Annotated in this window: 5 protein-coding genes; 1 reads left to right on the top strand and 4 read right to left on the bottom strand. The window is 34.4% G+C overall.

The annotated features are described in order from the left end of the window. Positions 1-149: 149 nt before the first annotated feature. Entirely contained in the window at positions 150-1,190 is a 1,041-nt protein-coding gene (locus ACVWXS_RS19990) for a DUF1835 domain-containing protein (protein WP_456959876.1), read from the bottom strand. A gap of 1,147 nt (positions 1,191-2,337) precedes the next feature. Beyond that, positions 2,338-2,730, bottom strand: coding sequence for a ribonuclease HI family protein (locus ACVWXS_RS19985; protein ID WP_456959875.1), 393 nt, complete (start codon positions 2,728-2,730; stop codon positions 2,338-2,340). Between the two features lie 171 nt (positions 2,731-2,901). On the opposite strand from ACVWXS_RS19985, the gene ACVWXS_RS19980 reads away from it, so the two are divergent. Then, the gene (locus ACVWXS_RS19980; RefSeq protein ID WP_068982684.1) at positions 2,902-3,093 is read left to right on the top strand and encodes a zinc-finger domain-containing protein; all 192 of its coding nucleotides are present in this window, start codon (positions 2,902-2,904) and stop codon (positions 3,091-3,093) included. A 288-nt stretch (positions 3,094-3,381) separates the two neighbouring features. Here ACVWXS_RS19980 and ACVWXS_RS19975 read toward each other — a convergent pair whose 3' ends face one another. Together ACVWXS_RS19975 and pepF are read right to left on the bottom strand one after the other, a co-directional pair. Beyond that, entirely contained in the window at positions 3,382-4,365 is a 984-nt protein-coding gene (locus tag ACVWXS_RS19975; RefSeq protein ID WP_456959874.1) for an SEC-C domain-containing protein, read from the bottom strand. Positions 4,366-4,605: 240 nt separating this feature from the next. Continuing rightward, positions 4,606-6,420 carry an oligoendopeptidase F gene (pepF, locus tag ACVWXS_RS19970; RefSeq protein ID WP_456959872.1) on the bottom strand — a complete coding sequence of 605 codons (1,815 nt, stop codon included), beginning with the start codon at positions 6,418-6,420 and terminating at the stop codon, positions 4,606-4,608. Positions 6,421-6,534: the final 114 nt, after the last annotated feature.

Genomic DNA, 6,534 nt, shown 5'->3' with positions numbered 1-6,534 from the left:
GGCAAAATTAAAATTGAGCCCGGTGCAATACCGAACGCAATTTACCCAAGCTGCCTAAATGAAATAACCGTGTCTAACTTTTAGGGGTCACTTCAGGTTTGGTAACATTCTGAAATGTCAGTTGCAATATAGCCTAGAAAGTTGAAGCATTATCGAATTTTAATGCTATAGTATCGCATTGCCTTCGGAACACCTTCCATGTCAAATATGCCATCGACGATTAAACGTCTGACACGATATTCTATAAATTGGTCGCCAACATATTGATTTAAATGACCAATTACTTCGCCAATTATTCTAGCTGATTTTATAAAGTCATTGTGTTTTTTCTTCTGATGGGACTTCTTAACTGTATTAATGATGTACTCATCGTAATAATTTTCAGTAACACTCATTATTTTATTATTGTCCCAGATTCTTAAAACTTCTTTATCCTCACATAGTTGCTCCCATTGCTGTTCAAGTACTTTACGTTCCGTTTGAGTTAGAGCATGACCATTTTTCTCGTTTTCATAAATTTGTTTTAATTGCTCAGATGAGAGTTCACCCATATGTAATGGCGTAAAATCGATTTCGGTTCTATCAAAATGAGTTTTATATGCCTCATTTGTATTAATGATAAAGATGTCGTTTGTTTTCTCTTTTAATAAATAGAGAACAAATCTTAAACCTGTTTGTTCATGTGCATTTTCTCCAGCCCAAATAATAATAGGGTGGTAACTTGGGGTTTGTTCAATTTTTAAAATAGTCCTGTTAAAGTTAGCTTGATAACTAAATAGCACTTCATCATCAATATTTAGATGTGTTTTTAACCATTCATACCTATTAGCAACACCTTGTGAGTTATGTAAATTCCAAATTGAACCTATTGAAAATAAATCGGAAAAGGCAATAATCTGTTCCTGTTGATTTAGTCCTAACTCTTTTAAAGCAATTTTTAAGCTACCAGTAGGCGAATCGCCAAATACAATATGAGTAGTATGAAATTGTGTGTGTTGTTCGACACTTTCTTGATTTTTTTTGTACTCCAACAGGTCGTTATATGTATTTTTTATGTCTAAAAAGAATTGCTGCTCTGAATAACCTTTTCTTTCTTCGACAGCTTGTATACGGAAAAAGAATTGAAATAATAATGATTTCAATTCTTTTTCCTCCAAATGATTAATCGTACCTTTCATTTCATCAAACAATTTAATAACCTCCTTTTAAAAAAGTTTACCATTAAATTCGTTGGAAATAACTTTTTTATTAATTGACGTAAAAAGTCCCCAAACCTTCGTTTGGTAAATATTTTTTTCTTACCGTTGTAAACAGCTTAAATCTGACGTGACCACATAATAGATAAAATCATTTTTATATACATCTGAATCAACAAAGTAATTGCTACTGCTTCATAAATCATTTGTGATTATATTAACATATTTCACAATTATTAGGTGAAACCCTTTTTGAATTATTTAGTGTAATAAAAAACTCGACCCACAGCTAATGGATCGAGTTTTTAGTTCCCAACTTTTTTGTCTTTCAACATCAATCTGAAAAGGATAGATATAAGCAGGTAATCCCCCTGTTCATCTATCCTTTCCTTTTAACCCTATATAATGTGTGACATTGTATTGAATTATTTAGTTATAGAGCTTTATAAACATTTACTTGACTTTTAATAAAATCAATTGAATGGGGGGTTATTCCCTAACTTTCATTAGGGAACGTTTTTTAGGTTTATTTTGTATATTTAATTAAATCAACGTTTTCTAAAAAACTTTTGAGGTTTAGAGATACCAAAGATAATTAAGTAAATTAGTATTCCAGTAATTATTAATGCAATGAAAATATTTGACGTATCTGGCTTTCCTAACATTGTTTCAAGTATCTGGTCATAAGTAGGAATGTTTAGCCATTTAAGAATACCGTTAAAAACAAAAATACCAATCATAAGAATTAATATATATAAAGTATTTTTTTTAACCATTCTCTAAGTTTCCTTTCTTAGTACTTGATTTGTAATTTTATTATACACGATTTCTGAAAAATCAGACGATTATTTCGTTTTCATCTCAATTTGTTCGGTAGTAAAAACATTTACTGAGTATCTGGAATCCAACCTTGATGAGATGGAAATTCTTCGGAAACGGCATGCTCTAACGCGCTAGTTTGTTCTGCACCCTAGATCTTAGAATGAATGTTAGTAATAGTCGAATATCAACACCTTTATTAAACAGAGCCTAATAAAAAAAAGAGTAAAAAATAACATATTGGGGGATAGTAAGTACCTGAACGAATTGAAGGGACTGACACTTGATGGATGTAGGCAAGGGACAGTCCTCATAAGGTGGTTTATTTTTTTTCTTTTTGAATTGCGTTACGTGCAAGTGCATCTGCAGCTTTATTTTGCGCATCTGGAACCCATTTGATGAAAAATAAATCGAAGCTACGTGCAAGTGTAAGTGCCTGCTCAAGATAAGGTTTAAATTCCTCATTTTTGACATATTCTTTTTCCATAGAGGCTACAACAATTTTTGAATCAGAACGTACTGAGACAATGTTTGAACCGAGTTTTTGTGCTTCTTCAAGGCCACGTACTAAGGCAGTAAACTCAGCAATATGGTTATTGGCTTCCCCTATATACTCACTGATTTGTATATGTTGGCCTTCTCCTTTAATAAATATTCCAATACCACTAGGGCCTGGATTTCCTGCACTGGCAGCATCTATGTTTACTTCTAACATAAAATCCCTACTTTTTAATTTAGATTTTACTTTAATTGTACATCAATAGTGCTTTTACACAATATCTTAATGAGATGAAGATCAACAAAAACAAAATAGTTGCTTGATCAAAACGTTCACTTCATAATAGTAAGAAGTGAAATTTGGACGTGAAAGGAGCAAGAGCTCAAAATGGATAAAGTGACGGTTATGAAAGATATTGATGAACTGCATGATACGTATTGCGCTGATTGCCTAGTGATAAAGCAATTACGAAAAGAGCGTGGTAAGCCTGGAGCTCATCGTTTCTGTATTGAAGCTTGCTCAGTAGGGGAGAGACTACAGTTTCTAGGAGAAGAGCTTCTAAAGGTTTACAGTAGGTAATGTCTGCGAATTTTAAAGGCTTTGACAAAGCAATCATAAGTACTAAATTGAGTACGTTCAAATAATAGTGATAAAAGTTTTATTTTTGCATAATAAATAATCATATTTACTAAATAAAATGCATAAATAACAATATGTTCGGAAATAATGGAATTGGTTGGTTACCATAGAAAAAGCTACTTTGTTGATAGGTCCTTACTTATTACAAAAGTAGCTTTTTTCTATTTATACACAAAGAGCCGTACACTTTAAGAAAAAAGGTGTACGGCGTCTTTTTATTTTTATGCATTATTTAGTTGCAACATAGTTACTTAAGTCTTGGTAATATTTTGTCAGAGAGGAAGCTGAAATATCAAACGTTGCTGCGATTTCTTTTACTGTCATTGATAGCGAATCGAATAACTCTTTTTCCTGACCATATCGAATCGCACCTGCAGCAATGGCAGCCTCTTTACGCGCAGCTGGTTGTCCTTCAATTAAATAGTCCTCTAAAAGCTCTAACATAGGAGCTGTTTCACGATCATTTTGCTCAAGGAAATCTTTAACTTGTGTAAGTACATTGCTCTCAAAGTTAGTGAATTCCTCGCCTTTATAACCATTTGAAACAAGTAATTCCCAGAAGGATAAATGATCTCCTTTTAAGAACGCTTCAACCTTCTTGTCAGAAGCCTCAAAATTTTTCTTGAATTGCTCAAATACTTTTGCATGATCTTCTGGGAAGAAAATCAGCGTTGAAACAGCTAAATAATACTCTGATTTTTTTGTACCATCTGGTAAAATGAATGCAAAAACATGCATGCCTTCAGGAATTGGCTTGTCATTTTCTCGACGAATATAAATTTCTTCATTTGTTAACACATGTATAGCCTTGAAATATTTTTCTTCTACAACTGACACAGAACCAATAAATAAATTTGGTTGTGACCAGCCTTCTAATACTTTTAACGTAGAAGGTCTTACCGCTTTTTTCTTCGTTTTCTTTAAGTAACCTTTCCAAATAGATGGCTCTTGATGGAAGAAGAAGTCGTCTAACGCGATTGCCTCAATTAGCTCTCTTTGTAGTACGCTTTCTAATTTAGGCTGCCATGTGCCTACATGTTCGATATAGGCACGAACATCTTTGCGTTCAGGATATTCTAAGTAAAATGTTTGTAGTACACGCTCTAATTCTTCGATTGCTACAGTTTCTACTGTAACCTGCTGTTTACCTTCACAACATTTTTTATATTTTTTGCCGCTACCGCATGGGCATGGATCATTACGTTTTACCATAATTAGAAACACTTCCTTTGAAAATTGTTAGTCGAATTTTGCTAAATAAATTGCTTACACTTAATAATAACGGTACATTAGTACGAAGAAAAATGATAGTCTATTTAGAAATATCTAAAAAAGGTAGATGGACGCCCTGATTATAGTATATGTACATATTTTCTAACTTAGAACTAAAAAAAGAAACCATCTACGCATTAAAAGCGTTGGATGGTTTCTTGTTAAGCAGAGTAGGGTTGATTATCTTTTAATAGCTTCAATCCCCATTGTTAATCGTTCAAGCTCATCAACGAGGTGACCGATATAAGAAATCGTATCTCGAAGCGGTTGCTCTGTTGTAATATCAACACCTGCCATTTGAGCTAGCTCTACAGGTGATTTCGTGCCACCAGCTTGGAGGACAGCTAACCATTCATCTACCGCTGTACTGCCTTCCGTTAATATACGCTGAGATACTTGTGTAGAAATCGTTAAGCCTGCACTATATGTGTAAGGGTATAAGCCCATATAATAGTGTGGCTGACGCATCCAAGTAAGCTCTGCACCTTCAGAAATATCGACAGTATCGCCCCAGAAATCTTCAAGGACAGAACGTTTTAATTGATTTAAAACTGTAGCATTAACAGCTTCACCAGCGTCAATTAATTCATATACTTTTCGTTGATAGGCTGCTTCTAGTAAGTGTGTCACGAAGTTATGATAATACGTTTTGGACACAATATTAGAAATAACCCAGCGTTTGAAACGAAGGTCATCGTTATGAGTTAATAAATAATTTGCTAGTAGCATTTCATTCATTGTGGATGGTGCCTCAATAAAGTATAGCGAAGGACGACTGTTAAAATAAGATTGATGTGCATGCGCATTCGCAAAATGACCTGCGTGTCCTAACTCGTGGATCAGAGTGAATACCTCATTCATACGTTCATTCCATGACATTAAAATATATGGATGACTGCCATATGGACTCGAACAGAATGCGCCCGTAGATTTTCCTTTGTTTGGTGCATAATCAATCCAACGCTCGTTAAAAGCCTTCTCCATTAAGTTCTTGTATTCTTCACCCATAACTGCTAACGATTTTTCTACGTAACCCTTTGCTTCAGCCATTGTTATTTTAGGATCGTAATCTGGATCAAGTGCTATCTTTAAGTCAGCAAATGTCATTTTCTCGATGCCATTCGCTTGTTGAATAAGCTTCGCGTAACGGCGCATATGAGGCGCAAGCTCTTTTGTAATAAGATCTATTTGACGATTATATAGCGATCGATCAACATCCTGATCAAACAGTAAATAGTCAATGACAGAGTCAAAGCCTCGTAAATCAGCCATTGTTTTTTCTTGTTGGATATGTGTGTTATAGATTTTGGCAGTTGTGTGCTGATAATCGCGTAATTTACCGGAAAATGCCTCAAATGCAGCGCGGCGTACATTTGTATTAGCCTCAAACTCCCAGTTATTTTCGTATAATACAAAGCTTAGTGGATGCTTTTCACCATTTGCCTCAAATTGTCCAAAATGCATATCAACTAGCTTTGCCGTATTATACGTTTCATAGGGTGCCTTAAAAGTTGAACTGAATGAAGCTAATGCTTTTTCCACTTCTGGATGTAGCTGATGAGGCTTTTGCTTTAACAATTCTTCTAAGTAAATCTTGTAAATAGGGCTAGACTTCGCAGCTTCTTGTAAAATCTCTTCATTTAATGCTAGTAATTCACTGCGTACAAATGATAGTGCACTACTAATTTTTCCGACTGCTGTACTGAATTTTGCAGAACGCATTTGAGCTACGTCATCCGTACGATCTGCTTGAATATTTAAGTTTGCATAAGCGCCAATAGGAACAATGCTTTCTTGTAATGCTTCAGAAGCTGTTAATACAGCAATCACCTGTTGGGCATCTGTAATTGTACCTTGATACTTGCGTTCAAAGTTTAGTGCATCCTCTACAAGCTGAGCTAAAGCAGGCTCAAAATCCGCGTCATTTTCAAGTAAACCCTTTAAATCCCAAGTTTCTTCTACTGGCACATCTTTTCGTAATGGTAAAACTTCCATCAATTAACACCCCTTTTTATGTAACTGTCTCCATTATAACGAAACTATTTCGGAAAGTGAAATAATTATAGAGAATAGTTTTAATATTTTTAAAAATAAAACAATGGTGTAGAA

The sequence above is a fragment of the Lysinibacillus sp. TE18511 genome (assembly GCF_054062295.1).
Note: the sequence above shows the minus strand (reverse complement) of the source record. Positions and strands in the feature narration are given on the sequence as shown.

Coding starts and splice junctions, on each gene's coding strand:
- pepF (WP_456959872.1), bottom strand. CDS start 6,420: ATGGAAGTTTTACCATTACGAAAAGATGTGCCAGTAGAAGAAACTTGG.
- ACVWXS_RS19980 (WP_068982684.1), top strand. CDS start 2,902: ATGGATAAAGTGACGGTTATGAAAGATATTGATGAACTGCATGATACG.
- ACVWXS_RS19975 (WP_456959874.1), bottom strand. CDS start 4,365: ATGGTAAAACGTAATGATCCATGCCCATGCGGTAGCGGCAAAAAATAT.
- ACVWXS_RS19985 (WP_456959875.1), bottom strand. CDS start 2,730: ATGTTAGAAGTAAACATAGATGCTGCCAGTGCAGGAAATCCAGGCCCT.